The following is a 26,014-nucleotide window of genomic DNA, read 5'->3' as shown; positions in this document are numbered from 1 at the left end:
TAAAGATTCTAGATTTTGCTCGAACTTATATTTTACTCGTTTTATAAATTGCATTGGTTTTAATTAAATACCATGCTCACACATTTTTTCAGGAATCACAGATATTTCCAAATTAATTGAATTCAAGTTTGTAAATTTGCTGAACAAGCAAACTACACATGACTACACAACAACTTATTGAGCAAATTAAAATTAAAAAATCATTTCTGGCTGTAGGTCTAGACGTTGATTTAGAAAAAATTCCGCAACATTTATTACAACTTGAAGATCCTATTTTTGAGTTTAATAAAGCCATTATTGATGCTACACATGATTTATGCGTAGCCTACAAACCCAACATTGCTTTCTTTGAAGCATACGGAATTAAAGGATGGATGGCATTGCAAAAAACGATCAATTATATCAACGACAACTACCCTGATATTTTTACAATTGCCGATGCAAAACGCGGCGATATAGGAAACACATCATCAATGTATGCTAAAGCATTTTTTGAAGATTTGAACTTTGATAGCGTTACCGTTGCTCCTTACATGGGGAAAGATTCAGTGGAACCCTTTTTAGCCTTCGAAAACAAACATACGATTATGCTGGCTTTAACATCAAACGAAGGAGCATTTGATTTTCAAACGCTTTTAGTAGACGGAAAAGAATTGTATAAGCAGGTTTTAGAAACTTCTAAATCTTGGAAAAACAGCGAAAATCTAATGTACGTTGTAGGGGCTACAAAAGCAGAATACTTTACAGAAGTTCGTAAAATTGTTCCTGATTCTTTTTTACTAGTTCCTGGAGTAGGAGCACAAGGAGGGAGTTTAGCAGAAGTATGTAAATACGGAATGAACAATAACATAGGGCTATTAATAAACTCATCAAGAGCCATCATTTATGCTTCAAAAGAAACTGATTTTGCTCAAAAAGCAAGAGTAGAAGCTTTGAAAATGCAACAAGAAATGGAAGAGATCGTTAGTTTAAAGTTTAAGGTTTAAAGTTTATTGGATTATGTAAAAATTTTAGACACGAATTGCACGAATTGGCACGGATTAAAAGTAGTGATCTTGTATTCTCCGCGGTTAAACTTTAAGCTTTTTTAAACCTTAAACAAATTAAACTTTTCTCTTTTGAAACAAAAAACCCTAACAGACCAGCTCGGAACAACACACACTTTTCAGACTTCGCCTAAGCGTATCATTTCTCTAGTTCCATCTCAAACAGAATTGCTGTATGATTTAGGATTAGAAGATAAAATTATTGGTATCACCAAGTTTTGTGTACATCCGTATCATTTCAAATCAACCAAAACGCTTGTTGGTGGTACTAAAAAAGTTAATTATCGAAAGATAAAAGAACTGCAACCTGATATTATAATTTGCAATAAGGAAGAGAATACTCTAGAAATAGTAGAACGCTTACGCGAAATTTGCCCTGTTTGGGTAACTGATATTCACAGCATCGAAGATAATTTCCAAATGATAACTGATTTTGGGCAACTTTTTAATGCGCGTACCGAAGCCAGAAAGTGGAATGATAAACTCGCTTTTGCTTTAAGCGATTTTAAAAATTTTATAGCAACTATTCCAGTTAAGAAAGTGGCCTATTTTATATGGAAAAAGCCCTACATGGTAGCCGGTTCTGATAATTTTATTACTGCATTATTACAACTAAATCACTTTGAAAATATATATAAATATAAAGGTCGTTATCCTGAAGTAGCTATTGAAAATATAGTAGAAGATGGCGATCCTGATTTTATATTTCTATCCTCAGAACCTTTTCCGTTTAAAAAAGAAGATGGTTACGAGATTAGTAATTATACCAAGAAAGCGCAAACTGTTTTAGTAGATGGTGAAATGTTTTCTTGGTATGGTAGCCGCTTGATAAAAGCATTTGAATACTTTAAAATGTTGCATCGTAATATTAGTAATTAGTTTTTTGCTTTCGCAAAAGCGTTACCTTATAAAAAAACCATTTAGAAATTAAGTTCGACATACTTAATTTCTAAATGGTTTTTAAATTATAGAATGTTTTTTTTAGGTCTAAAACAAAAATTCTAAAGTGGTGTAAAACGACCTATTATCTGATGGGATAATTCCTGGGCCAGGATATCCTGTTGCTCTTCTTGTAAAATAACTGTGGTTGGTGAAATTCGTTACTCCAGCTTCTAATTTCCAATTTTTCCATTTGTATGAGCATGAAACATCTGCTACGTAGTACGAAGGTATTTCTCCAAATATCCCGTAAGTGTTATCATTGTTATCTGTAATACTATTATTAGCCTCTGTAAATTGTGACGAGACATAAGTAAGTTGTAAGCTCGTCATGAAGTTTTTATATCCTATTCCAGTTCCAGTTTTGATATTAAAAAGCGGAACAAATTCTACTTTATTTCCTTCAATATTAGGAGCGTCAGATTTTAAATATTCTGAGTTGGTAACGGCAATATTCGAAAAAGCATTCCAAGTAAAGTTCTCATTATCTTTAAAGAATGTTTTACTCAAACTCCAGTCAAACATACTCTCGAAACCATAGGTAACTGCTGTTCCTATGTTAGAGCGGTAACGAACCACAGCTGCAGCTCCATTGGGATTACGGGTTTCATATTCACCAATTTTATCGTTGTAATACAAGCCGTAAACACTTGCGTCAAATGTTACGTTGTTCCCTAATTGACCACGCACACCAATGTCTGAAGTAAAACCTTTTTCATCACTTATATCGGGATCAATCACATTACTAGGACTTACCGTACGGATATCATTAAAAGTAACTGATCGGTAATTTTGAGATACGTTTCCATACATTTCTATTTTGTTTGTTGGTTTATAGCTTAAACCCACACCTAATAAAACAAAATCTCTGTCCTTAATATTATTCTCAAATTGTTCATCATCAAGAATTACATTTCCAGCTAAATCAAGATTTATTTTTCTGTAAGAACCTTTGGCTTGCGTTTTTATTTTTTCGAATCTAAACCCAGGCGTAATCGAAAAGTTAGAAGTGATTTTAAAAATATTTTCTCCAAAAACTGCTAAGTTTAAATTTGGGAAAGTATAGTTAGATTGATTTGCATAGGAAGGAAATTCAGTAGCTGCTAAGTTAAAATTAGCATCACTTCCTTTACTTCCAGGACCTTGAATTCCAGTGTTTTTGGATTGGTAATATTTAGCACCAATTAAAAATGCACTGCTGTTTCCTCTTAGATTGTATCGTTTTAAATACCTCGCTTCGGCACCCCAATTTACAAAATCACCTTTAATTAAATCCCTTACAGTTCCATCAGTATCTATACTAGAAACACGATTAGAACGGAAACCTACTGTTTTTCGGCTTGCATTTAAACCAAATAATTGTAATGAGAAATCAGCACTGTTGTTGAATTTGTGTTCAAGTTTTAAAGCAAATAAATTCCAGTCTACAGCAAACCAGTTTCTAGCACGATTACTTTGTCTTGGATTTTCATTAAACATAGCATCTGTTAGTCCACCACCTTGTTGTGCTAAGTAGTTGAAATAGGTGTAATCAAAATGTAGTGCTGTTTTGTCGTTGAATTTATAATTTAAATTGGCAAAATAGTTCTTACTCTCAAACTCAGAATTAGGTCTAAAACCATCACCTTTTTTATAATTGAAGAAAGTATAATAGCTGAATTTTCCGTTTGTACCACTTAAAGAAGTGAAATTAGTAAACAAACCATAAGAACCTAAAGTGTTTCTCGTTACTAATTCAAAAGGTTTAGTTGTTGGAGACTTTAATTTAAAGTTCACTAAACCACCAAACTGAGTTCCGTATTGTAAAGAAGCCGCTCCACGAATTACTTGGATTTCATCCAAAGCTTCGGTAGGAGGTGCATAATAACTTTCAGGATATCCTAAAACGTCGGCACTTATATCGTAACCATTTTGGCGGGTATTGAAATTAGAAGTTCTGTTGGGATCTAGTCCACGTCCTCCAATGCTCAATTGCAAACCACCATCTGAGCTTTCGTTAATTGTTATACCTACAACTTGTGCAAATATTTGACGTGCATTATTTATTGCTTTATTAACTGTTAAATTGTCAATGGCAATTACCTCGGTTTTTTTACCAGCATAAATCGCTGTTCCTTCAATGTCTTTAAGCTTGTGAATAGCTTGTAATTTTTGATTTTGTTTTTTTATAATAACTTCGGTAAGCTTGTTTATCTTGACTAAAACAATTTTGATTGTACTTCCTGTAGAAATACTGTTTTGCTCTACAATGCTGTAGCCTTCTTTAAAAAAGACAAAATCAAAACTAGCTGATTTCTTTTGTTCTATTTCAAAAGATCCATTTGTGTCTGTAAATAATTTAGTATTTGTAGACCTATTAAATACTTCTACTCCGGACAATTTTACTCCGTTACCATCTGTGACTACGCCAGAAATTTTATTCTGTGCAAAAGTCAATATGGGAAGTAATAAGAATAAAAACAGACTAAAATCCTTTAATGTTGTCATTAAAAGGGAGTATCCAGGTTTTGTGTTTGAAACTTTCATTTTCGTTCGCTAAATTTATTTTTGAATCTATATATTTCTGACTTAATCTTCCGTTTAGTGCTACGTAGCTTTCTACATAAACTTCGGGATTATTAATGCCTTGTTGTTGATAGTAATTGTGTAGATAATGTGCATACTCTAAAATAAAATCAGGCTGAAAAGCCATTTGTTTTTCTTGAAAAGTAGTTAAAAAGTGACTGTTGTTAACAATGATTTCCTTTTTAGTAATGGCATCTCTTACGGTAAATGTTGCGTAACCTGCTTTCTCTATTAGCATGACGCGCCAAGAGAAACGAAAACCTTCTTCGGTCCAGAATAATTCATTAGGATAGCAAAAATATCTAAATGGAAACAGTAATTGCAAGAATACAAAACAGCCAATAAATGTTAATTTGGCTTTAGCCAAAAAATTAAATTCTTGTATTTTTTCTTTTCCATTTTCATAGATGGCAATGCTGCTAGAACCTACTTTTGAAATGGAATTGAGTATTTTTTTATGCAAATCAGGGCTAAAGAAAATCAATGAACTAATGATCATTACATAAGGAAAAACGCCAATTGGGAATAATATTTTAGTTAAGATATGGAATACCACAACTAAAATAAAACCAAATAATCGCGTTCTTTTATAGAGTAATAAAAATACGATTCCAAGATCATATATTGCGCCTGTCCAGCTAAAAGCGTAATGCACCCAGTTTTGATTCAATAACGATCCTAGAAAAGGAAGATTTGAGTTATTAGGCAGCCAAATTTTTAATGGCATAGCGCTGATAAGCCAGTCTGAATTAAGTTTAGCCAGTCCCGCATAAAAATAGACGATGGCTAATAATAGTTTTAGAATATCAATGTTCCAAGTTGGGATTTTTTCAAAACGTATCTTCTCATTTTTATACGCATCAACAGAAAAATAACAGTTTGCGGGTAAAAATAATAATACAAAGCTGATTATTGTGATAAAATAATAATGATTGAGATAAGTGGTTTTATCCATTAATTCAATGTAGGTAAAACTCAAAAAAAAGGCGAGTATTGACCATTTGTATTTGTAACCAATAGCTACAAATAGTGCTGAAATCCCAGCAATTATAAATATGAAATAGGTGTAATTACCAATAGGTTTGACCCATTCAAAGCCATAATAGGTAAAATGGAAGTTGGGCGTAATGTAGAATTTTTGAATCCAACCATAACTCGCAAAACGAATCAAACTCAATAGCATCATTAAACCAAACGCTAGCCTGTAAAAGGCTAGCGTTGCGGCTGAAGTATATTGTTTGAAATAATTGTGTATCATTATTGGGAGTGCTAATTATCAAAAGTCTGTTGTATTTTAGACTTTATTAATCTCCGTCACCATCAACATAATCAATAGTGATATTTAATGCTTGCATCATATCTAGTTTTGTATAAACAACATTTTGTTGTAAAACGTCGTAAGCAACAAGAATTTTAGCTTTATCAGTAGTTATCTGAGTAAAAAAGTTAGCGTTTAATGTGTTGTTTGAAGCAATTATTGCTACATACTGATCATTAATAATAGTGCTTAGCTTTTGGCCACTTCGCATAGCATTTACAAAATCTAGGTAAGATTTTAAACCTTCACCAGTTGTAGTGTTGTTAAAGTGTTTTCCGTTAAAGAAATCTTGTGATGCTTGTACTGCTGTATTTAGCAACTCTCTTGAAACATCTTTTTTATAGAAGGCTTCTACTTTTTCAGGAAGAGCCGTACCGGTAGAGAAAACACCTGCAGGGATACCAATTTTTCCAGAACGTACATCCTTTTCTAAATTTTTGACAAATACGTTTGTTGAGATATTTACAGATCCACTTACTGAAGTTCCACTATTTGCAATGTAAGTACTTCTGTAAGATGAGTTCCAGTCAGTCAAAACGGCATCGGCTGTTGTTTTTAATCTTGAAGTAACATCAGTTAAATATTTTTGGTATTTGCCAGCATTTGCATTAGTGCTATAAAAAGTCACAATCTCAGCATCAGTAGTTCCTAAACCGTTGATTAAATAATCTAAAGCAGGAAAACCTTGTTTGTCAAATTGAGATAATAATGAGAGGTTATATCCACCAGACATAATGTTGCTTTCAATTTCAGCAGCATTAGTAGGGTAGGTATTGGCACTTTCTTTTAAATTAAGATCTTCTGATTTCCCAAAACTATAAATGGCTACATATTGATATGCTTTATACGCTTCTAACCAAGAAGTTCTTACTGTTGCAAGATTAACTTCGTTTGCAGTTGCGTTAAAATTGGTAATATCAGTTGCTAAGATTTGTAATTTAGCTTGATAGTTAGTATAGCTAGGGATGATAATGTTGTCAGCCCAATTTGTTAAAAGCGTTTTTCTATCAAAATTGCTTGATGCTGTTGTTTCATCGGTGCTATCGCTAGATGAACAAGCTGCAATAGTAAGTAATGCACTAAAAAATATAAATAGTTTCTTCTTCATGTTGTCTTATTTTTGGCAAAAATACAAAACCAATTGTACTTATCTGTATTTATTCTAAATTAATTTACTGTAGCAGCTTGCTCCACTGTAAAACCAAATGTTGTTGCGATTTGTGTAGAAAGGGTGTCTAGTTTAGCACCTAAAGTATCAATATCCCATAATCCATTTGTACCACTAACCATTGAGGCTAACATAGCATCAACTTCCGTTTTTGATAAGTAAGGATTGTTAGTACCTGGTTTGTTTGTATAACGTAATGAAATAATAAAACCGTAAGCTTCAGAAAGTGCGTGGAAAGCTTTTGCCCCACCATCAGTAGTTAGTTTTCCTTTACCATCTTGTAAATAATAAACCGCTCTTACTGCAGGAACTAAAGCTAGTTTTGCTTTGATAATATCAATTTGCGCATCACGAGTGGTGTAATCATTAGCAACAATTGCAGCTCTACCAGTACGGAAAGCCAAATCAATATCTGTTTTTAAGGTATTAAAATCACTATCAGCATTTACTTGTGAAATATAACTACTCCAGTATTTTGTGCCATCTGCACCATAAATGTAACCGTAAGCTTCATCCCAAGCATGCTCCATTGTTGTGTATTCCTTGTCTTCTTCAAGTACTTTATTAGTATTATTGATTTTATTACTCGCTTCGTCTAGTTTATTTTTACTTAAATAATTGTTTACAACTTGATCCATAAAACCAGCACCCATCATTCCTTTTAAAAGAACTTGTTGCGGCTCTAATCCATTTGCGGCAAATAATCTTGAACTTGAACCATCAAGGTAAGATCCTGCTACACCAGCCGAAGCTACAGTACCTAAACTAGCTTGGTTAGCGAGTGTTAATTGTGTTTCAAAAAAAGCTTGAACATTTGTTTTTTCTACCGTGCTTCCGCCGCCTAGGAATAATTCAAAATAATCTTTTGACGCTGCAGTTTTGTTTTTTAATTGCTTACCTGAAGTATTTAATTCAGTTGTAGAAAACGGATTGTTAGTATTGCTGTACATGTTAGATAGAACTGCATTGTCTACAATAGTTCCTGCAGTTGCAGCTGTTTTAATATAATTCCCCATTTCTTCTAACATCAATAATCTACTAGATTGACCAGAATAATCAACAGAGGTAACGCTATTTCTCTCGAAAGTATAGGTTGCCGGAATAGTATAATTTACAGTGGTATCATCATTGTCATTTGAACAAGATGTAATAGATAATGATGCAACAATTGCCGAAGCGAAAATTAATTTAGAATATTTCATATTGGTTATTAAGATTAAATAAAAATAATTTCCGCAAAGATATAAAGTAGTTATTGATAGGCAAGTTTTGTTTAGATTATTTCTAAATAACTTTTAAACAATCATTATTAATGCTAAAAAAATCCAAATAACGATACCTTAATTTAATCTAAAAATTTATTTAAAATAAATCTAAATTAGCTTTGTCAATTCAAACAAACCATATATTTTTGCCTTAAATTTAATTATTCTAAATAACAATAATATGAAAAAAGTAGTTCTAAGGACATCCTTATTTTTATTACTTGCGACTTTTACTTTCTCTTGTAATAGTACAGATGATAATGCTGACAATATTACAACTGTAACCAAAAAGGAGGTTGTAGCAAACTATGCGAATATTGCTTACGCAAATTATAAACAAGCTTATGATGACGCTGTAGTTTTAGAGACTGCTATAAATGCTTTTACAGATTCGCCAACGCAAGCTAATTTTGAAGCAGCAAAATCTAAATGGAAACAATCAAGAGAAAGCTACGGTACAACAGAAGCTTTCCGTTTTGCAAATGGACCTATCGATGATGAAAACGGACCAGAAAGCTTGATGAATGCTTGGCCATTAGATGAAAATTACATTGATTATGTAGATGGAGCAAGTGCTTCAGGAATCATTAACGATCCTATTACTTTTCCTATTATCGATAAAGCATTTTTAGAAGTTGAAAATGAAAATGGTGGAGAAAAGAATATTAGTGTAGGATATCATGCGATTGAATTTTTACTTTGGGGACAGGATTTAACTGCCCCTTCTGAGAAAAAAGCTGGATTAAGACCTTATACTGATTATGTTGTAGGAATAAATGGAACAGCTGCAAATCAACTTCGTAGAGCGGCTTATTTAAAAGTATGTGCTGATTTATTGACTGATAATCTAGAATATATGGTTAACCAATGGAAAGTAGATGGTGTTTATAGAAATACTTTCTTAGCATTATCAGATGATCAAGCAATCAAAAATATATACTTAGGGATGACAACTCTTGTTTCAGCTGAATTACCTGTTGAGCGCATGTATGTGGCTTTAGGAAATGCAGATCAAGAAGATGAACATTCTTGTTTTAGTGACAATACGCATAGAGATATTGCACTAAACTTACAAGGTGTTATCAATGTTTACCAAGGTAAATATGGTACAATTGATGGTGCTTCGTTAGAAGATTTAGTAAAACAAGTTAATGTTGATGTCTACAATGATACTGATGTTGCTGTTAATGCTTCATTGACTAAAGTAAGTGCAATTTTGACGCCATTCGATTTAGCCATTTCCGGTGGAATCGACTCTGTAGAAGGTGCTAAAGTTAACGCGGCAGTTATCGCTCTTAAAAGTTTAGGCGCTAATTTATTAGCTGGAGCTTCAAAAATTGGAATTACCGTTAACGGATAATTTAATAAAATATGTATAACTAAAGTGTCCTTTTTTTTAGGACACTTTTTTCTGTTTAAAGCAATGAAGAATAATGTAAAAATTTTGGTTTTGTTGATTAGCTTTCAATTTCTTAGCTGCAGTAGTAGTGATGATAAATACATTCCGCTTACTGCTGAAGAAGGAGAGCAATTTTCAGGTGGTGAGACTACCTTTTTTAATGCTACTGAAGAGGCATTTGGTTTCTCAGCTCCTAATTTGACTTTTGAGGAAGAAGGTGATTTCGGGATAGGGAATTCCTTTTTCCGTCAAAGTTGGGTTACTGCTCCTTCTTCTACCACTGCTAGAGATGGTTTAGGACCTTTTTTTAATGCCGTTTCCTGTTCTGGATGCCATTTTAAGGATGGTAGAGGAAGACCGCCTTTAGTAGATGGTGAAACAGCGCATGGTTTATTACTTCGTTTAAGTATTTCAGGTGTTAATGCTAACGGAAGTTATTTTCCCGACCCTATTTATGGTGGTCAATTGCAAGACAACGCTGTTTTAGGTCAAACCGTAAAAGGAAAGTTTAATATTGTTTATCAGGATGTCACCGAGACTTTTGAGGATGGAACTACGGTAGTACTTCAAAAACCGAATTATATCTTTAATAGTTTGGGGTATGGTGCATTTGCTTCAGCTATAAAAGTATCTCCTAGAGTAGCCAATCAAATGATAGGTTTAGGGCTTTTAGAAGCAATTGATGAAAGTACATTATTAAAATGGGCAGACCCTAATGATAGTAATAATGACGGAATCTCAGGAAAACTTAACTATGTCTATGATATTGCCTCTAATTCTAAAAAAATAGGTCGTTTTGGCTGGAAAGCTAACCAACCAAATGTGCGTCAACAGGTAGCAGCAGCTTTTTCTGGAGATATCGGAATAACATCGAGTTTATTTCCTGATGAAAACTGTCCGCCTGGTGTAGATTGTGATGCAATTCCTAACGGAGGCGCTCCTGAAATCACGGATCTTAATTTAAACAGAGTTGCCTTATACTCTAGTACGCTTGCAGTTCCTGCCAGAAGAAATTATACGGAGCAAAATGTTTTAGAGGGGAAAAAAATATTCGAAACAATTAATTGCACGAGTTGCCATATTGCTAAGGTCCAAACTGGAAATACGCATGCTATTACAGCCTTACGTAATCAAATTATTAGACCGTATACTGATTTATTATTGCATGATATGGGAGAAGGTTTAGCAGATAACGCTCCGGATTTTGAAGCTTCGGGAACTGAGTGGAGAACGCAGCCTTTATGGGGAATTGGTTTAATTAATACAGTAAATAAGCATACAAATTTAATGCACGATGGAAGGGCTAGAAATGTAACCGAAGCTATTTTATGGCATGGTGGTGAAGCCCAACAATCTAAAAGTAGCTTTAAAAAACTTTCGGCAACGGATAGAAATAAACTCTTAGAATTTATAAATTCGTTGTAAAACAATTAATAAGATACTACTAAAAGGGACCTGATTTAACGGTCCCTTTTTTTGTGTAAAAAAAGGAACAGTAGTAATTGGAAATATTATGCTATTTTTGCAAAAAAAAAGCGTGATTAGTTATACCCTATACGAAAACAATAAAAATGCCCAATGGGTTACTTTTGTGCATGGTGCAGGAGGGAGTTCTTCTATATGGTTCAGGCAAATTAGAGATTTTAAAAAACAGTACAATGTTTTATTATTAGACTTACGCGGTCATGGAAACTCTAAAAATACGCTAAAAGCAGCTTTTAAACAAAAATATACTTTTTCGGCTTTAGCCAATGATATTCGGGAAGTATTAGACCATTTAAACATCGAGAAGTCCCATTTTGTAGGCATCTCATTAGGAACAATTCTCATTAGGCAATTGGCCGAAATGTATCCTGAACGTGTGCAGAGTATGATTATGGGGGGAGCAATTTTAAAGATGAATTTCAGGTCTCAAATTTTGATGCGTCTTGGTAATGCTTTTAAAAATGTCATGCCCTATTTAGTTTTATATCGGTTTTTTGCTTTTGTGATTATGCCCAAGAAAAATCATAAGCAATCCAGAATTCTCTTTATAAACGAAGCTAAAAAAATGTATCAGAAAGAGTTTATAAAGTGGTTCAAACTAACCACAGAGATAAACCCCATATTAAAATGGTTTAGACAAGTAGAACTTAATATTCCTACACTTTATGTTATGGGTGAAGAGGATTATATGTTCCTACCTTCAGTACGTAAAGTTGTTGCTAGTCATTATAAAACATCACAGCTATTTGTGGTAAAAAACTCTGGGCATGTTGTGAATGTAGAACAGCCTGTAATCTTCAATAAAGCAGTTTTACAATTTATGGGTAATACCCAATAAAAAATGCCAGCATCTAGAAGATGCTGGCACATTTAACTAACCAAAACCAAATAATAAATAACCAGTTTATTACTCCTGCAAAGTTAAACCATAAGCTTACCTATTGCTGTTAATATTGTGTTATTAGTTTGTTGTTTATACGTTAAGATTTGATTTCAACTTTTTGGTTTTTTTACTTTTTATCTTGCAAAGCAAATACTTTTTTAAGAACGTCAGAAGTTCTTGCATTTAAGTTACTTCTAATGTCTTTTTCCTCTACAGTAATCATTTTAAATACACCATCAAGCGCTTTGTTAGTAATGTAATCTGTAATATCTGGATTTACTTTAGAAACAAATGGCAAGGTATTGTATTTATTTATAATATTTCCCCAAACTACATCAGCACCTACTTTACCAATCGAGGTTTGTACTACGGGATTGAACTTCGCATACAATGCAGTGGTTGTAGAATTTTGTAAATAACTAGTTGCAGAATTATCAGCACCCAGTAAAATACTTTTTGCATCTGTAATGCTCATGTTTTGTATTGCAGAAACAAAAATAGGTGTCGCTTCTTTTACAGCATCTTCGGCAGCACGATTTAGTGCTTTTATTCCGTCGTCAGCTAAACTACTCATTCCCATTTTACGTAAAGCCTTGTCAACCTTGACTAATTCTTCGGGCATTAAAATCTTTACGGCCTCATTTTTATAAAATCCGTCCGCCTCTGTTAATTTAGAAACTTGTTCTGTAACTCCTTTGTTCAAGGCTTCTTTTAATCCAGCAGCAATATCCAATCCCGAATTTGGCCCGCTAATTTCGGTAACTTTATCAGTCGCTTTTTTAAGCAAATCTTTGAATTGTGCGGAACTAATTAAAGGAATAAACAATAGTAATAGTAGTAATTTTTTCATTTTTAATATTTTTGTATAGGTATAATCTAAAACTATGCCTTTTTAATACATTTTGATTTAATATTTTTTTGAACCACTAATTAATAAGTTTAGAATACTATTATTGGTGATTAGTTTTTGCTTTTTTTTGTAACTCAGTTTTAACTATTCAGTAAGTGGTGAAACCGAAATTAGCTGCTTTAATTAGCGTCTATTTCTAAGAAAATATTACTGTTTTATTGCTATATGTCATTACTTTTCTTTCGGCATGTAATTTTATGGCTCTTGCCAATACGATTCGTTCTAAATCTCGTCCTTTCATAATAAAATGCTCTACGGAGTTAATATGAGAAACTCTAGTAATATCTTGTTCAATAATTGGTCCCTCATCAAGTTCTTCGGTCACATAATGACTAGTAGCACCTATTATTTTTACTCCACGTTTAAAAGCCGAATGGTACGGTTTTGCACCAGGAAATGCAGGCAAAAAAGAATGGTGAATATTGATGATTTTATTCTTGTATAAGCCAATCAATTTTGGTGTTATGATTTGCATATAACGAGCCAAAACCACAAAATTTACTTCGTACTCTTGCAGTAACTCGATCTGTTTTTGCTCTCCTGCCTCTTTATTGTCTTTAGTAAAAGGAACATGGAAAAACGGAATATTAAATTGGTCTGCAATTGGTTTTAAATCGATATGATTGCTTATAATCAGAGGAATTTCGATATTTAATTCTCCAGCGCTATAACGCCCTAGAATATCATACAAGCAATGGTTGTATTTAGATACAAACAAAGCCATTTTTGGTTTTAAATCCTTGTTGTAAAAATCCCATTGCATATTAAAATCGTGTGCAATAGTTTTTTTAAAATCTTCTTTTATCGAAGCCAAAGAAATAGTACTATTAGTCAGTTCACTTTCAAGTCGCATGAAAAAAACATTTTGCTCCACATCAACATGTTGGTCAATGTAGGTAATATTTCCTTCTACTTTTACTATAAAATTTGTCACTGCGGCAATAATTCCTTTTTGGTCTTTGCAATGAATAAGTAAAGTGATTTTTTGCATTTGGTTGGTTGTTTTTTGGTAATAGGTGTTAATTATTTATTGTCTTGCATAGCAAAAACCGATTGTAATAAAGGAGAAGTTCTAGAAGTAATATTAGTCCGAATATTTTTCTCTTCAACAGCAATCATTTTAAAAACGCCATTCATCGCTTGAGTAGTAACATAGTCATTCAAATCAGGATTCACTTTGTTTACAAGCGGTATACTATTGTATTTATTGATGATGTTTGTCCATACTTTATCTGCGCCTACTTTGCTAAATGAGTTTTTAATCACCGGATTAAATTTAGCATACAAAGCAGTCGATGTACTATTTTGTAAATAAGTCGTTGCTGCCATGTTATTTCCTAGTAAAATGGTTTTTGCGTCAGTAAAATTCATGTTTGTAATCGCGCTCACAAATATAGGAGTAGCTTCTTTTACTGCATCTTCGGCAGCGCGGTTGAGTACTTTTAGCCCTTCGTCAGCAAGTGAACTTAAACCAATGCTTCTTAAACCCGAATCTACTTTTCGTAATTCTTCAGGTAAAAGAATTTTTACTGCTGCATTTTTATAAAAACCATCCGTAGCGGTCAATTTTGTTACTTGTTTCGTGATTCCGTTATTCAAGGCTTCTTTTAGTCCGCCCGAAATATCTACTGTGCCAATAGTTCCTAATCCAGGGTATTGTGTGGCGATTTGTTGTAATTCGGCACAGCTAGAAAGGGTAAATACGACAACTAAAATCAATACTTTTTTCATGTTTCTTTATTTTATTTTTCAAAAATACTATTTATATCATACCGAGAAGCATATTTTTCTTTAGAAGCAGTAACTTTATGTTATATTTAGGAGCAGTTGTCCTGCTGTACGTTATATCCACTTTGCAATTGCTGAACACCAGCAATTACAAAGCGGGATGCCACTTCCATCAGGGCTAATTATCACGTTTTCTGCTTTTTTATCAACATCTCAAAGGAAGATTCTACAATCATTAAAAATTTTTGTAAATTGCACTCTTAAAATTATCATATTCTCAAAATGAATCCACAAACACCGTATATTCCTAAGAATAAAGTAAGAATAGTAACTGCAGCCTCTTTATTTGATGGCCACGATGCAGCTATAAATATAATGAGACGAATTATTCAATCTACAGGAGTAGAGGTAATTCATCTTGGGCATGACCGTAGCGTTGAAGAAGTAGTAAATACTGCCATTCAAGAAGACGCCAACGCAATTGCTCTGACTTCCTACCAAGGAGGGCACAATGAGTATTTTAAATACATGTATGATTTGCTGAAAGAAAAAGGAGCGGGTCATATTAAAATCTTCGGTGGTGGAGGTGGAGTAATCTTACCTTCTGAAATTGCTGAATTGCAAGCCTACGGAATCACACGTATTTACGCTCCAGATGATGGTCGTTCTATGGGATTACAAGGAATGATAAATGATTTGGTAGAACGTTCTGATTTTCCTACAGGTAATAAACTAACAGATGAAGTGGCGCAATTAGCCTCAAAAAATCCAACAGCTATCGCAAGAATTATTTCTGCGGCTGAGAATTTCCCAGAGGTTGCTAAGCCAGCTTTAGAAGCTATTCATAAAATGAATGAAAACTGTAAAACTCCAGTTCTAGGGATTACAGGTACTGGTGGGTCAGGAAAATCGTCATTGGTCGATGAATTAGTTCGTCGTTTTTTAATTGATTTTCCAGAAAAAACAATTGGTTTAATTTCTGTGGATCCATCAAAAAGAAAAACAGGAGGAGCGCTTTTAGGAGATAGAATCCGTATGAATGCGATCAATAATCCTCGTGTTTATATGCGTTCTTTGGCAACGCGTCAATCTAATTTGGCTTTGTCTAAATATGTTGCCGATGCGATTCAAGTAATCAAAGCAGCAAAATACGACATTATCATTCTAGAAACTTCTGGAATTGGGCAGTCAGATACAGAGATTATGGACCATTCAGATGTTTCATTATATGTAATGACACCTGAGTTTGGAGCTGCAACTCAATTAGAGAAAATCGACATGCTTGATTTTGCTGATTTAGTAGCACTAAATAAGTTTGACAAACGTGGTGCTTTAGATGCCATTCGCGACGTTAAAAAACAATACCAACGCAATCATAATTTATGGGATATAAATCCTGATGAGATGCCTGTTTTTGGAACCATTGCTTCGCAGTTCAATGATCCTGGAATGAATACGCTGTACAAATCGATTATGGATAAAGTAGTAGAAAAAACAAGTTCCGACTTGAAATCTACTTTTGAGGTAACTCGTGAGATGAGTGAGAAGATATTTGTGATTCCACCGCATAGAACACGTTACTTGTCTGAAATTGCTGAGAGTAACCGTAAATATGATGAAACAGCTGTGAGCCAACAAAAAGTTGCTCAAAAATTATACGGTATTTTCAAAACGATAGAATCCGTTTCAGGTAATGTTCCTGTTATTAATAAAGTGGGAATTGATGATACATCAGTTTATCCATCAGCTATTAAGGAACAAGATGAAAATAACATTTTCCTAAACCTATTACTGAATCAATTTGATAAAGTAAAAATGGATTTAGACCCCTACAACTGGGAAGTAATTTTGACTTGGGACGAAAAAGTAAATAAATATAAAGATCCTATTTACTCGTTTAAAGTTAGAGATAAGGTAATCGAAATAAAAACGCATTCAGAATCATTATCACACTCTCAAATTCCGAAAATAGCCTTGCCTAAATACGAAGCTTGGGGTGATATTTTGAGATGGTGCTTGCAAGAAAATGTTCCAGGAGAATTCCCTTTTACTTCAGGATTGTATCCTTTTAAAAGAGAAGGCGAAGATCCTTCTCGTATGTTTGCGGGTGAAGGTGGGCCAGAACGTACTAACAAGCGTTTTCATTATGTAAGTGCTGGATTGCCAGCAAAACGTTTGTCAACAGCCTTTGATAGTGTGACTTTATATGGTAATGATCCGCATGTACGTCCAGATATTTATGGAAAAATTGGTAATGCCGGAGTTTCTATTTGTTGTCTAGACGATGCTAAAAAATTATACTCTGGTTTTGATTTGGTTCATGCGTTAACTTCGGTAAGTATGACCATCAACGGACCAGCACCCATGTTGCTTGGCTTCTTTATGAATGCCGCAATTGATCAACAATGTGAATTGTACATCAAAGCAAACGGATTAGAGAAAGAGGTTGAAGCCAAAATAAAAGCGATTTATAAAGAAAAAGGAGTGACTCGCCCGGTTTACAACGGTGATTTACCTGCAGGAAATGATGGTTTAGGATTGTATCTTCTAGGAGTTACGGGTGATCAAGTTTTACCTGCGGATGTATATAATGAAATAAAGGTGAGAACGCTTTCACAAGTACGTGGAACGGTTCAAGCAGATATTTTGAAAGAAGATCAAGCGCAAAACACTTGTATTTTTTCAACAGAATTTGCCCTACGTTTAATGGGTGACGTTCAAGAGTATTTTATTACTAATAACGTAAGAAACTTTTATTCGGTATCCATTTCAGGATATCATATTGCAGAGGCGGGTGCCAACCCAATCACGCAATTGGCATTTACGCTTTCTAATGGATTTACGTATGTAGAATACTATTTGAGTCGCGGAATGAGTATTAACGATTTTGGACCTAATTTATCCTTCTTCTTTTCAAATGGAGTAGATCCTGAGTATGCGGTTATAGGTCGTGTGGCTAGGAAGATTTGGGCGAAAGCCATGAAAACAAAATACGGTGCTAACGAAAGAGCCCAAATGTTGAAATACCATATTCAAACATCAGGACGTTCTTTACATGCGCAAGAAATTGATTTCAATGATATCCGTACAACATTACAAGCCTTATACGCTATTTATGACAACTGTAACTCGTTGCACACTAATGCGTATGACGAAGCGATTACAACGCCTACAGAAGAATCTGTACGTCGTGCAATGGCAATTCAGTTGATTATTAATAAGGAGTTAGGTCTAGCCAAAAACGAAAACCCAATTCAAGGTTCGTTTATTATCGAAGAATTAACAGACTTGGTAGAAGCGGCTGTTTTATTAGAATTTGATAGAATTACAGAGCGTGGAGGAGTTCTTGGCGCCATGGAAACAATGTACCAAAGATCAAAAATTCAAGAGGAAAGTTTGTATTATGAAACTTTGAAACACACGGGTGAATTCCCAATTATTGGAGTAAATACCTTTTTAAGTTCAAAAGGATCTCCAACAGTTATACCGGCTGAGGTAATTCGTGCAACAGAAGAAGAGAAACAATTCCAAATTCATACTTTAGAGAATTTGCATAAAGCAAATGCCAAACAAGTGCAAGTGCAATTGGAAAATATTCAAGATGCGGCTATTAAAAACGAAAATTTATTTGATCATTTAATGGAAGTGACAAAAGTGTGTACGCTAGGACAAATAACAGCTGCTTTGTTTGAAGTAGGAGGACAATATAGAAGAAATATGTAAGCAGAGAACCGCTTTTTGCAAAGCAAAAAGCGTGTGAATCGTTTATCCCGATTTTTATCGGGATATATAAGAAATATTAAAACAAAAAAATGCGGAAATCACTTTCCGCATTTTTTTATTGCATTAATTGAGAATTACACTTGTTGTTAGTGCTTTCCTTCTTTAATTTCTTCTACCATTTTTTTATTAAATGCTGGTAAATCGTCAGGATTTCGACTAGTCACTAATCCTTTGTCTACAACCACTTCTTGATCATGCCAGTCTGCTCCTGCATTAATTAAATCAATTTTAATAGATGGATAAGAGGTCATTTTTCTACCTTTAACTAAACCAGCACTAATTAAAATTTGAGGTCCATGGCAAATGGCTGCTACAGGTTTTCCTGCTTCAAAGAAATCTTTAATGAATGATAAAGCATTTTCATCAGTTCTTAATTTGTCTGGATTGATAACTCCACCAGGCAAAACTAATGCATCGTAATCAGTAGCTTTTACATTTTTTAACTCTTGGTCTACTTTGTAATCTTTCCCCCAATCAGTAGATGCCCATGATTTTATGCTTCCACTTTCTGGACTTACTACATCTGCTTGCCAACCTTGTTTTTCTAAATATTCTTTTGGTGAACTTAACTCTACTTCTTCAAATCCGTTTGTCGCTAAAATTGCTATTTTCTTACTCATAATAGTATAATTTGTGTGTTATTATTTTGTTTGATATAAAATTACAAATCACTTTAAGAAACAAATCATAATAGGTTATTAAAAAAGAATTAATCTTTGTTAAAAGAAAAGTGTGTATATGTTTATGGTAGAGTAAATAAGATACAACAGTTTTTTTTACTTTGGCTCTAAGCCAAGATTTATGAATAATAATATTGTTTTATTTGATGGTACAGGAAATTTTATAAAATAAATTGTTGGTATTGATTTTTTTTATTTTTTGGCGTAAAGCCTATAATATGCTGCTATAATTGTTATTTGTTTTGTGTGATTTGAAGCTTTGAATAGAGCGTATACTATTTTTTGGCACAGTTAATGAATACTATCAAAAAGTAACCATTTAAATAAAAAGATTATGAAAAAGATATTTACCTTATTAGCCTTTGTGGCTGTTTTAAGTTTGCAGAGTTGTACAGTTTCAGAGGAAGTTTACATTGATAACACTCCTAGAACTGAAGTTTTTGAAGTACCAACTTCTTTTGTAGCGGCTAACAATTATAGTAAACAAATCGTTTTTAACCCTAATATTTATTCTTCTGATGAGGTTTTAGTGTACCGTTTGTCGGGTAGCAATGTTTGGGAATTATTACCAGAATCACATTATTTTAATGATGGAAGTTTTGATTTTGGATATGAATTTGATTACACAAATAGGGATGTAACAGTGTACTTAACGGGTAGTAATTTAAAAACAGTTCCAACAAATTTTAGATTAGACCAAATTTTGCGTGTCGTAATTATCCCAGATAGTTTTGCGAAATCAATAAATAAAAAGAATTACGTAGATGTGGTTACTGCTTTGAATCTAAAAGACGACCAAATCAAAACGATTAATTTTTAAAAATATAGTTGAAGAGGAGGTATGCATATCTCCTTTTTTTATGTTTAACTTTGGTTGATTAAAATAAAAAAGAACCTTTTAAATTTTATACTTATGAAAAAAATAATGACACTTGTAATGTTAGTAGGGATGGTAATCGTTTCTGGATGTAGTGGATCAGATGGTGCTCCAGGTTTTGACGGTCAAGATGGATTGGATGGACTTAATGGATTGGATAGTGAAGTTTTTCAACTTAATAATTTTGATTTTGTGAAAGATCCTGTAGTTGGTTACACAATTTATCAAAAATTCACTCCAGTTATATTGTCTTCGGAAAATATATTGATTTATAGAAAAACAGGAACTACGACATCAAATGATCCTATTTGGCGCCTGATTCCTAATACAATAAATGCAACACAGGGTGAAGTGAAATATGATTTTGATTTTAGTAAAGAAGATTTTAGTATTTATGTTAGCGCTACTTATGATTTAGCTTTGACACCAGCCTACATTAATAATCAAACGTTTAGAATTGTAATTGTACCAGGGACTATGTCAACAACAATTGATAAAAATAATTATCTAGATGTTGTTTCCTCTTTAAATATTAATGAAAGCCAAGTTAAGGCAATTAATTTTTAATACTTTTGGATTATGTAATATAAAAAAAGGAAATCGTGAGATTTCCTTTTTTTATTTAGAGCAATTACGCCCCTTATTAAAACCTGATTCCTTTTTTTTTAGTTTTAAATTTACCTTTGATTAGCAATAAAATCCTTGTGTAATTTATAAAAACAAATTATTTTTTACTCCTAATTTCTAAATAATTCTTAGAACAGTTAATACGTGACAAGTAATTAACTCTGATTATTAGCAGAATACGATAATTGCAAAATTTAGCTATAAAATTGAGTAGGTTGGTAATTAAGACGGTTGTTTTTGATAAATGTGTAATTTTAGAAGATGTACCCTTAAAAAAAGGAGGTAAATTTCATCTAAAGTGATAATTATTCTATATTTGCACTCTATTAACGGGGGTTTAATTAAAAAAAAAATTATGTCAACAATACGTTTCCAAGCTTTAAGAGAAGCTTCAACTAGAAAACCAGTACAATTTGAAGAAACAGGCAGGAAATCTGCTATTTTCGGTTCAAATGTTTTTAATGAAAAGGCCATGAAGCAATATTTGACTTCAGATGCTCTTAAAGGAGTTCAAGGTGCTATTCAGCACGGAACAAAAATTGACAGAAAATTAGCTGATTATATCGCAATGGGTATGAAAGAATGGGCACTTGCAAAAGGTGTTACTCATTATACACACTGGTTTCAACCATTGACAGGTGCTACAGCTGAAAAGCACGATGCTTTTTTTGAAACATCTTATGATGGTAGTGATCCAGTAGAAAAATTTGGTGGAGCACAATTAGTACAACAAGAACCAGATGCTTCTAGTTTTCCAAATGGTGGAATTAGAAATACATTTGAAGCAAGAGGGTATACCGCTTGGGATCCAACATCTCCTGCGTTTATATATGGTACAACTTTATGTATTCCTACTGTTTTTATTTCTTATACAGGAGAAGCATTAGATAATAAAATTCCATTATTAAGAGCATTATCTGCAATTGATGAAGCAGCTACTGATGTTTGTAAATATTTTGATAAAAATGTAAAGAAAGTTACTGCAACTCTAGGATGGGAGCAAGAATATTTCTTAATCGATAGATCGTTAGCAGAGTCTCGTCCTGACTTAATGATGACTGGAAGAACATTATTAGGACACACATCTGCAAAAGGACAACAGTTAGATGACCATTACTTTGGTTCAATTCCTACTCGTGCGTTAACGTACATGAGAGATCTTGAACAAGAATGTATGTTACTTGGAATTCCAGTTAAAACACGTCATAATGAAGTAGCGCCAAACCAGTTTGAGTTTGCACCTATTTTTGAAGAGACAAATCTAGCTGTGGATCACAACTGTCTATTGATGGATGTAATGCAAAAAGTGGCTGAACGTCATGATTTAAAAGTATTACTTCATGAAAAACCATTTAAAGGAGTTAATGGTTCAGGAAAACATAATAACTGGTCGCTGGCTACTGATACTGGTGTAAATTTGTTGAGTCCGAGTAAGACACCAATGACTAATTTACAGTTTTTAGCTTTCTTTATTAACACAATTAAAGCGGTAAATGATCACGAAGCGTTGTTAAGAGCAGCAATTGCTACAGCAAGTAATGATCATAGATTAGGAGCTAATGAAGCGCCACCTGCAATTATCTCTGTTTTTATTGGAGCACAATTGACTAAAGTATTAGAAGAGTTAGAAGGTGTTACTACAGGTAAATTATCTCCTGAAGAAAAAACAGATCTAAAACTAAATGTAGTTGGTAAAATTCCAGAAGTAATTCTCGATAATACAGATAGAAATAGAACGTCACCATTTGCTTTTACAGGAAATAAATTTGAGTTTAGAGCGGTAGGTTCTACTGCAAACTGTTCTAACGCGATGACTACTTTAAATACTATTGTTGCAAAACAATTAAAAGACTTTAAAAAAGAAGTAGATTCATTGATCGAAACAAAAGACATGAAGAAAGATGATGCTATCTTCAACGTTTTAAGAGAGTATATCAAGCATTCTAAGAAAATTCTTTTTGAAGGAGATGGATATAGTGAAGCTTGGGAAATTGAAGCTGCTAAAAGAGGCTTGAGTAATTTTAAAACTACTCCACAAGCTTTGAAAGCAAGAGCATCAAAACAAGCTTTAGATTTATTTTCTAGTATGGGAATCATGAATCATATAGAGGTTGAAGCTCGTTATGAAATTGAATTAGAAGAGTACACTAAGAAAATTCAAATTGAAGGAAGAGTTTTAGGAGACATTGCTACAAATCATGTAATACCAACAGCAATTCGTTACCAAAACACACTAATTGAAAACGTAAAAGGATTGAAAGATATCTTTGGAGATGATTTTGAAAAAATTGCTAAAGAGCAAATCATAATCATAAAATCTATTTCTAAACATATTGAAGGAATCAATTCTAAGGTTCTTGAAATGACTAATGAAAGAAAGAAAGCAAATGTTTTAACAGATGCTCAGGAAATGGCTGAGGCTTATTGTGATAATGTTAAGCCTTACTTTGAAATAATTAGAGAGCACTGTGATAAATTAGAACTTTTAGTTGATAATGAATTATGGACTTTAACTAAATATAGAGAATTGTTGTTTACAAAATAATTCTTAAACAGCTTTATAATTTTAACCGCTTCATTATTGAGGCGGTTTTTTTGTTTTTAATAAAATCAGTTTTAGGAATTAATTTGCTTAATATTAGCTCACTATTATAAAAATTTACGGGTTGATGCATAAGGGAATCTTAATGTAGTTTAAGACATAATTATTATTGATTATATTTTTTGTTTAAATGGCAATAACTTGTTTAATAGTGATAATGATTGCAGTATGTTTATTTTTTTTATTGTAAATGTTGTGATAAACTTTGTTTTTATTGCTCAATAGTAGATAGGTAATTGTTTTCTTATACATGATTTTTAAATAAATGCATTTCATCGGATTAGAATTGCTTTTTATCGAAAAATAGTTAATTATTTGAAAAACAAGTATTTATACGGGTGTCTTTTCTGGAATACTTTTATATCTTTGAAATGTAATAATTCGGAAAAAGTTAATCATTATGTTTAATGTTTTACGAGATATTAATGAGAGAGATTCCCAAATCACTTTTTTAGGCCTACATTAAATAAAAAAGTTTCCCCACAACTTTTTTAAAACCTACATAATAACTTGTATTAATAACCAATTAAATATATTTATTATGAAAAAAGTAATTTTAAGCGTCTCAGCGATGCTATTCGGATCGGCAATGGTTTTGGCTCAAGGAGCTCCAGTTTCTACCTATGCAGCAAATTACAGTATTGTTACAGAAACAGGTAACAGCAATTCAGCAAACATTATGCAAACAGGAGACAAACATGTTTCTGAAGTAACTCAAGACGGAATGAATTTTGGTTTTGGAGGTTTTAAAAACGAGGCATATGTTAAGCAGTCTGGAGATAATCAAAAAGCTATTATTGGATCACATGGTGATAAAAATATTGCTACAGTTGTGCAAAAAGATGAATTCAATTTAGCTACAATTGACCAAGGTGTAGGCTATGCTGAAAAAAACGAAGCTACTGCTAAACAAGATGGTTCTAAAAATGAGTCTACTCAAACACAACGCTTTGATAGAAACACAGCTTTTGTTAAACAAGATGGGGATAAAAACACCGCTTTTCAAACTCAAAGCACTTTGTCTAACTTAGCTAAAGGAAGTGAAGCTATTATTCGTCAAGATGGTAACAGAAATATGGCTAGACAAACTCAAAATGGGGAGGATAATTATGCTAAAACTACTCAAACAGGTAATTTAAATAAAGCTTGGTCTACTCAAACAGGTGATAAAAATAGCGCAATAACTAGTCAGGACGGTAATCGTAACAAAGCTTGGGCTACACAAACAGGAGACAAAAATGAGGCTATAACTAGACAATCTGGAAATGATAACTGGTCTACTATTGCTCAACTTGGTGATAATAACTTTGGTAGAGTTGTACAAGAAAACGGATTGCAAATGAGTATTGTTTCTCAAACAGGAAACAGTAATTCAGTAAACGTTCATCAAGACTAATTAATTAAATATATAAAAGAGGTAGTTTAGTAATGAACTACCTCTTTTTTTTTAAACTAATATTATGAAAACTAAAATATACATACTTTTAATTGTGTTTTCATTTTCTCAAATGGCTATTAGTCAGAATAGTTTGGAGGGTATAGGTAGTGAAAAGACAAGTTCCTTAAGTGACTTTTCTAAAGAAATGAGGTTTCATTTGATATCCCAGATTAATTTTAAAAATGAAAAAAATAATCTACAAAAGGATTATTATCAAAACGAAAATTTAAATATTAATCAAATCGGTAGCTATAACTCTATTAATGTAAAAATATCGGCTAAAGTTTTAGCTCTTGATGTTTTACAAAAAGGAGATGAAAATAGATTACAATTAGATAAACAAGTTAACGACTTGAAACAAAAAGTGATTCAAGAGGGACAAAATAATACGATTAAAGATATTTCTCTATATAGGACTAGTAATGATGTAAATACAGAGTTTATTCAAAAAGGAAATAACCAGACTATCCATAACTACGGAGAAAATTCCATTTCAAAAGATATGAAGGTTATACAAAAAGGGGACGGAGCAGCTGTTTTTATTTTTAATCATAAATAAATGAATAATGAAATGGAGTAATTTATTTAATGGAATTGTAGTTTTTCTATTTACGGTAATGTGTTATTCTCAAACGACAAATACAAAAGTAAAAGCTAAAATAGAATTTGAAGAAAATGATGGGGTTATTAAAATAACTGGAACAGCTGAAAATTTGACCGAAATAGTACAAAGTGTTTCTTATACTTCGACAGTTATAAAAAAAAATAATTCTAATAACAATTCCTCTAATAACGTACAAGAAGGTTTGTTTAGTTTAAAGGCTAATGAATATAAAAACCTATCTACAACTCAGGTAAATTTGAGTAATGGAGATGAAGTAATTGTGTTGTTACTTTTTTATGATGAAAATAAAAAACTCATTGGAAAAGATAGAGTAGTTTTTGGTGATGAAAAAAAAAAGTAGAAGTACTACCAATTGATGGCTTTGAGCTCAGAGGAATCGTTTCAGATGAGACAAAAACTAGAATGGGTAAAGATTTCTATGATTTGTATTATTATCTCTATAATGAATATAGAATAAATTCTAAAGAAATAGTTGCAGTAAATGAAGAATTCAGCTTTTCAAGGAATACAAAAATTATGATAAGTATAAACAATGAGCTTGTTTATGAATTTTTATCTCGGCCTGATGAGGATTATCTTGATACAATGGCTAAAAAAGCAATTTATGAAACCTACCTGCATTTAAAAGATTTAGAAAAGAAAAGTGAATATTTCACTCAATACTAATTAAACATAG

21 protein-coding genes are annotated in these 26,014 nt (G+C 32.7%); 13 read left to right on the top strand and 8 right to left on the bottom strand.

What is annotated here, in order from left to right:
• Window positions 1-158: 158 nt before the first annotated feature.
• Window positions 159-986 carry an orotidine-5'-phosphate decarboxylase gene (pyrF, locus tag ACVEGE_RS02075; protein WP_192501901.1) on the top strand — a complete coding sequence of 276 codons (828 nt, stop codon included), beginning with the start codon at window positions 159-161 and terminating at the stop codon, window positions 984-986.
• Between the two features lie 132 nt (window positions 987-1,118).
• Entirely contained in the window at window positions 1,119-1,925 is an 807-nt protein-coding gene (locus ACVEGE_RS02070) for an ABC transporter substrate-binding protein (RefSeq protein WP_192501902.1), read from the top strand.
• A gap of 108 nt (window positions 1,926-2,033) precedes the next feature.
• On the opposite strand, the gene ACVEGE_RS02065 is transcribed toward ACVEGE_RS02070, so the two are convergent.
• Genes ACVEGE_RS02065 through ACVEGE_RS02050 form a run of 4 tightly spaced genes read right to left on the bottom strand, consistent with a single transcriptional unit; the run spans window position 2,034 to window position 8,238 of the window.
• On the bottom strand, window positions 2,034-4,511 hold the full coding sequence (locus ACVEGE_RS02065) for a TonB-dependent receptor domain-containing protein (RefSeq protein ID WP_370567004.1): 2,478 nt from the start codon (window positions 4,509-4,511) through the stop codon (window positions 2,034-2,036).
• A complete protein-coding gene (locus ACVEGE_RS02060) occupies window positions 4,450-5,808 on the bottom strand; it encodes an HTTM domain-containing protein (protein ID WP_192501903.1) in 1,359 nt (452 codons plus the stop codon). The genes ACVEGE_RS02065 and ACVEGE_RS02060 overlap by 62 nt, the downstream gene beginning before the upstream one ends.
• A gap of 46 nt (window positions 5,809-5,854) precedes the next feature.
• Complete coding sequence (locus ACVEGE_RS02055; protein WP_192501904.1) at window positions 5,855-6,976, bottom strand: imelysin family protein; 1,122 nt, start codon at window positions 6,974-6,976, stop codon at window positions 5,855-5,857.
• Window positions 6,977-7,035: 59 nt separating this feature from the next.
• The gene (locus ACVEGE_RS02050) at window positions 7,036-8,238 is read right to left on the bottom strand and encodes a DUF4856 domain-containing protein (protein ID WP_192501905.1); all 1,203 of its coding nucleotides are present in this window, start codon (window positions 8,236-8,238) and stop codon (window positions 7,036-7,038) included.
• A 244-nt stretch (window positions 8,239-8,482) separates the two neighbouring features.
• Between ACVEGE_RS02050 and ACVEGE_RS02045 the strand changes: the two genes are divergently transcribed.
• The 3 genes from ACVEGE_RS02045 to ACVEGE_RS02035 all read left to right on the top strand — a co-directional run bounded on the left by ACVEGE_RS02045 (window position 8,483) and on the right by ACVEGE_RS02035 (window position 12,023).
• Window positions 8,483-9,661: an imelysin family protein gene (locus ACVEGE_RS02045; RefSeq protein WP_192501906.1), complete on the top strand. Its 1,179-nt coding sequence runs from the start codon at window positions 8,483-8,485 to the stop codon at window positions 9,659-9,661.
• Between the two features lie 63 nt (window positions 9,662-9,724).
• Complete coding sequence (locus tag ACVEGE_RS02040; RefSeq protein WP_173856332.1) at window positions 9,725-11,125, top strand: di-heme oxidoreductase family protein; 1,401 nt, start codon at window positions 9,725-9,727, stop codon at window positions 11,123-11,125.
• 112 nt (window positions 11,126-11,237) lie between these two features.
• On the top strand, window positions 11,238-12,023 hold the full coding sequence (locus ACVEGE_RS02035) for an alpha/beta fold hydrolase (protein WP_173854113.1): 786 nt from the start codon (window positions 11,238-11,240) through the stop codon (window positions 12,021-12,023).
• Window positions 12,024-12,195: 172 nt separating this feature from the next.
• On the opposite strand, the gene ACVEGE_RS02030 is transcribed toward ACVEGE_RS02035, so the two are convergent.
• The 3 genes from ACVEGE_RS02030 to ACVEGE_RS02020 all read right to left on the bottom strand — a co-directional run bounded on the left by ACVEGE_RS02030 (window position 12,196) and on the right by ACVEGE_RS02020 (window position 14,709).
• Entirely contained in the window at window positions 12,196-12,918 is a 723-nt protein-coding gene (locus tag ACVEGE_RS02030) for a DUF4197 domain-containing protein (RefSeq protein WP_192501907.1), read from the bottom strand.
• Window positions 12,919-13,114: 196 nt separating this feature from the next.
• A complete protein-coding gene (gene purU / locus ACVEGE_RS02025; RefSeq protein WP_192501908.1) occupies window positions 13,115-13,969 on the bottom strand; it encodes a formyltetrahydrofolate deformylase in 855 nt (284 codons plus the stop codon).
• Window positions 13,970-14,001: 32 nt separating this feature from the next.
• The gene (locus tag ACVEGE_RS02020; protein ID WP_192501909.1) at window positions 14,002-14,709 is read right to left on the bottom strand and encodes a DUF4197 domain-containing protein; all 708 of its coding nucleotides are present in this window, start codon (window positions 14,707-14,709) and stop codon (window positions 14,002-14,004) included.
• Window positions 14,710-14,988: 279 nt separating this feature from the next.
• Between ACVEGE_RS02020 and ACVEGE_RS02015 the strand changes: the two genes are divergently transcribed.
• Window positions 14,989-18,429 (top strand): methylmalonyl-CoA mutase family protein, encoded by a 3,441-nt coding sequence (locus ACVEGE_RS02015; protein WP_192501910.1) that lies wholly within the window; start codon window positions 14,989-14,991, stop codon window positions 18,427-18,429.
• A 146-nt stretch (window positions 18,430-18,575) separates the two neighbouring features.
• On the opposite strand, the gene ACVEGE_RS02010 is transcribed toward ACVEGE_RS02015, so the two are convergent.
• Entirely contained in the window at window positions 18,576-19,109 is a 534-nt protein-coding gene (locus ACVEGE_RS02010; protein ID WP_173856336.1) for a type 1 glutamine amidotransferase domain-containing protein, read from the bottom strand.
• A gap of 394 nt (window positions 19,110-19,503) precedes the next feature.
• On the opposite strand from ACVEGE_RS02010, the gene ACVEGE_RS02005 reads away from it, so the two are divergent.
• The 7 genes from ACVEGE_RS02005 to ACVEGE_RS01975 all read left to right on the top strand — a co-directional run bounded on the left by ACVEGE_RS02005 (window position 19,504) and on the right by ACVEGE_RS01975 (window position 26,004).
• On the top strand, window positions 19,504-19,989 hold the full coding sequence (locus ACVEGE_RS02005) for a hypothetical protein (protein ID WP_192501911.1): 486 nt from the start codon (window positions 19,504-19,506) through the stop codon (window positions 19,987-19,989).
• Between the two features lie 93 nt (window positions 19,990-20,082).
• Window positions 20,083-20,613, top strand: a complete 531-nt coding sequence (locus tag ACVEGE_RS02000; protein WP_173856338.1) for a hypothetical protein — start codon at window positions 20,083-20,085, stop codon at window positions 20,611-20,613.
• A 415-nt stretch (window positions 20,614-21,028) separates the two neighbouring features.
• Window positions 21,029-23,218 carry a glutamine synthetase III family protein gene (locus ACVEGE_RS01995; protein ID WP_173856339.1) on the top strand — a complete coding sequence of 730 codons (2,190 nt, stop codon included), beginning with the start codon at window positions 21,029-21,031 and terminating at the stop codon, window positions 23,216-23,218.
• Window positions 23,219-23,816: 598 nt separating this feature from the next.
• On the top strand, window positions 23,817-24,671 hold the full coding sequence (locus ACVEGE_RS01990; protein ID WP_173854104.1) for a hypothetical protein: 855 nt from the start codon (window positions 23,817-23,819) through the stop codon (window positions 24,669-24,671).
• Window positions 24,672-24,735: 64 nt separating this feature from the next.
• Window positions 24,736-25,272 carry a hypothetical protein gene (locus tag ACVEGE_RS01985; RefSeq protein ID WP_173856340.1) on the top strand — a complete coding sequence of 179 codons (537 nt, stop codon included), beginning with the start codon at window positions 24,736-24,738 and terminating at the stop codon, window positions 25,270-25,272.
• A gap of 7 nt (window positions 25,273-25,279) precedes the next feature.
• Window positions 25,280-25,678: a curli-like amyloid fiber formation chaperone CsgH gene (gene csgH, locus ACVEGE_RS01980; RefSeq protein WP_173856341.1), complete on the top strand. Its 399-nt coding sequence runs from the start codon at window positions 25,280-25,282 to the stop codon at window positions 25,676-25,678.
• A gap of 11 nt (window positions 25,679-25,689) precedes the next feature.
• Window positions 25,690-26,004, top strand: coding sequence for a CsgE family curli-type amyloid fiber assembly protein (locus ACVEGE_RS01975; protein ID WP_370566951.1), 315 nt, complete (start codon window positions 25,690-25,692; stop codon window positions 26,002-26,004).
• Window positions 26,005-26,014: the final 10 nt, after the last annotated feature.

It is taken from the genome of Flavobacterium sp. PL002 (assembly GCF_054165825.1).
This window is presented reverse-complemented; position numbering and strand designations above follow the sequence as displayed.

Bases quoted from the DNA above. Each gene is read 5' to 3' on its own strand.
- ACVEGE_RS01990 (WP_173854104.1), top strand. From the start codon at position 23,817: ATGAAAAAAGTAATTTTAAGCGTCTCAGCGATGCTATTCGGATCGGCA.
- ACVEGE_RS02045 (WP_192501906.1), top strand. From the start codon at position 8,483: ATGAAAAAAGTAGTTCTAAGGACATCCTTATTTTTATTACTTGCGACT.
- ACVEGE_RS02040 (WP_173856332.1), top strand. From the start codon at position 9,725: ATGAAGAATAATGTAAAAATTTTGGTTTTGTTGATTAGCTTTCAATTT.
- pyrF (WP_192501901.1), top strand. From the start codon at position 159: ATGACTACACAACAACTTATTGAGCAAATTAAAATTAAAAAATCATTT.
- purU (WP_192501908.1), bottom strand. From the start codon at position 13,969: ATGCAAAAAATCACTTTACTTATTCATTGCAAAGACCAAAAAGGAATT.
- ACVEGE_RS01985 (WP_173856340.1), top strand. From the start codon at position 24,736: ATGAAAACTAAAATATACATACTTTTAATTGTGTTTTCATTTTCTCAA.
- ACVEGE_RS02005 (WP_192501911.1), top strand. From the start codon at position 19,504: ATGAAAAAGATATTTACCTTATTAGCCTTTGTGGCTGTTTTAAGTTTG.
- ACVEGE_RS02065 (WP_370567004.1), bottom strand. From the start codon at position 4,511: ATGAAAGTTTCAAACACAAAACCTGGATACTCCCTTTTAATGACAACA.
- ACVEGE_RS02015 (WP_192501910.1), top strand. From the start codon at position 14,989: ATGAATCCACAAACACCGTATATTCCTAAGAATAAAGTAAGAATAGTA.
- ACVEGE_RS01995 (WP_173856339.1), top strand. From the start codon at position 21,029: ATGTCAACAATACGTTTCCAAGCTTTAAGAGAAGCTTCAACTAGAAAA.
- ACVEGE_RS02030 (WP_192501907.1), bottom strand. From the start codon at position 12,918: ATGAAAAAATTACTACTATTACTATTGTTTATTCCTTTAATTAGTTCC.
- ACVEGE_RS02055 (WP_192501904.1), bottom strand. From the start codon at position 6,976: ATGAAGAAGAAACTATTTATATTTTTTAGTGCATTACTTACTATTGCA.
- ACVEGE_RS02000 (WP_173856338.1), top strand. From the start codon at position 20,083: ATGAAAAAAATAATGACACTTGTAATGTTAGTAGGGATGGTAATCGTT.
- ACVEGE_RS02010 (WP_173856336.1), bottom strand. From the start codon at position 19,109: ATGAGTAAGAAAATAGCAATTTTAGCGACAAACGGATTTGAAGAAGTA.
- ACVEGE_RS02050 (WP_192501905.1), bottom strand. From the start codon at position 8,238: ATGAAATATTCTAAATTAATTTTCGCTTCGGCAATTGTTGCATCATTA.
- csgH (WP_173856341.1), top strand. From the start codon at position 25,280: ATGAAATGGAGTAATTTATTTAATGGAATTGTAGTTTTTCTATTTACG.
- ACVEGE_RS02020 (WP_192501909.1), bottom strand. From the start codon at position 14,709: ATGAAAAAAGTATTGATTTTAGTTGTCGTATTTACCCTTTCTAGCTGT.
- ACVEGE_RS02060 (WP_192501903.1), bottom strand. From the start codon at position 5,808: ATGATACACAATTATTTCAAACAATATACTTCAGCCGCAACGCTAGCC.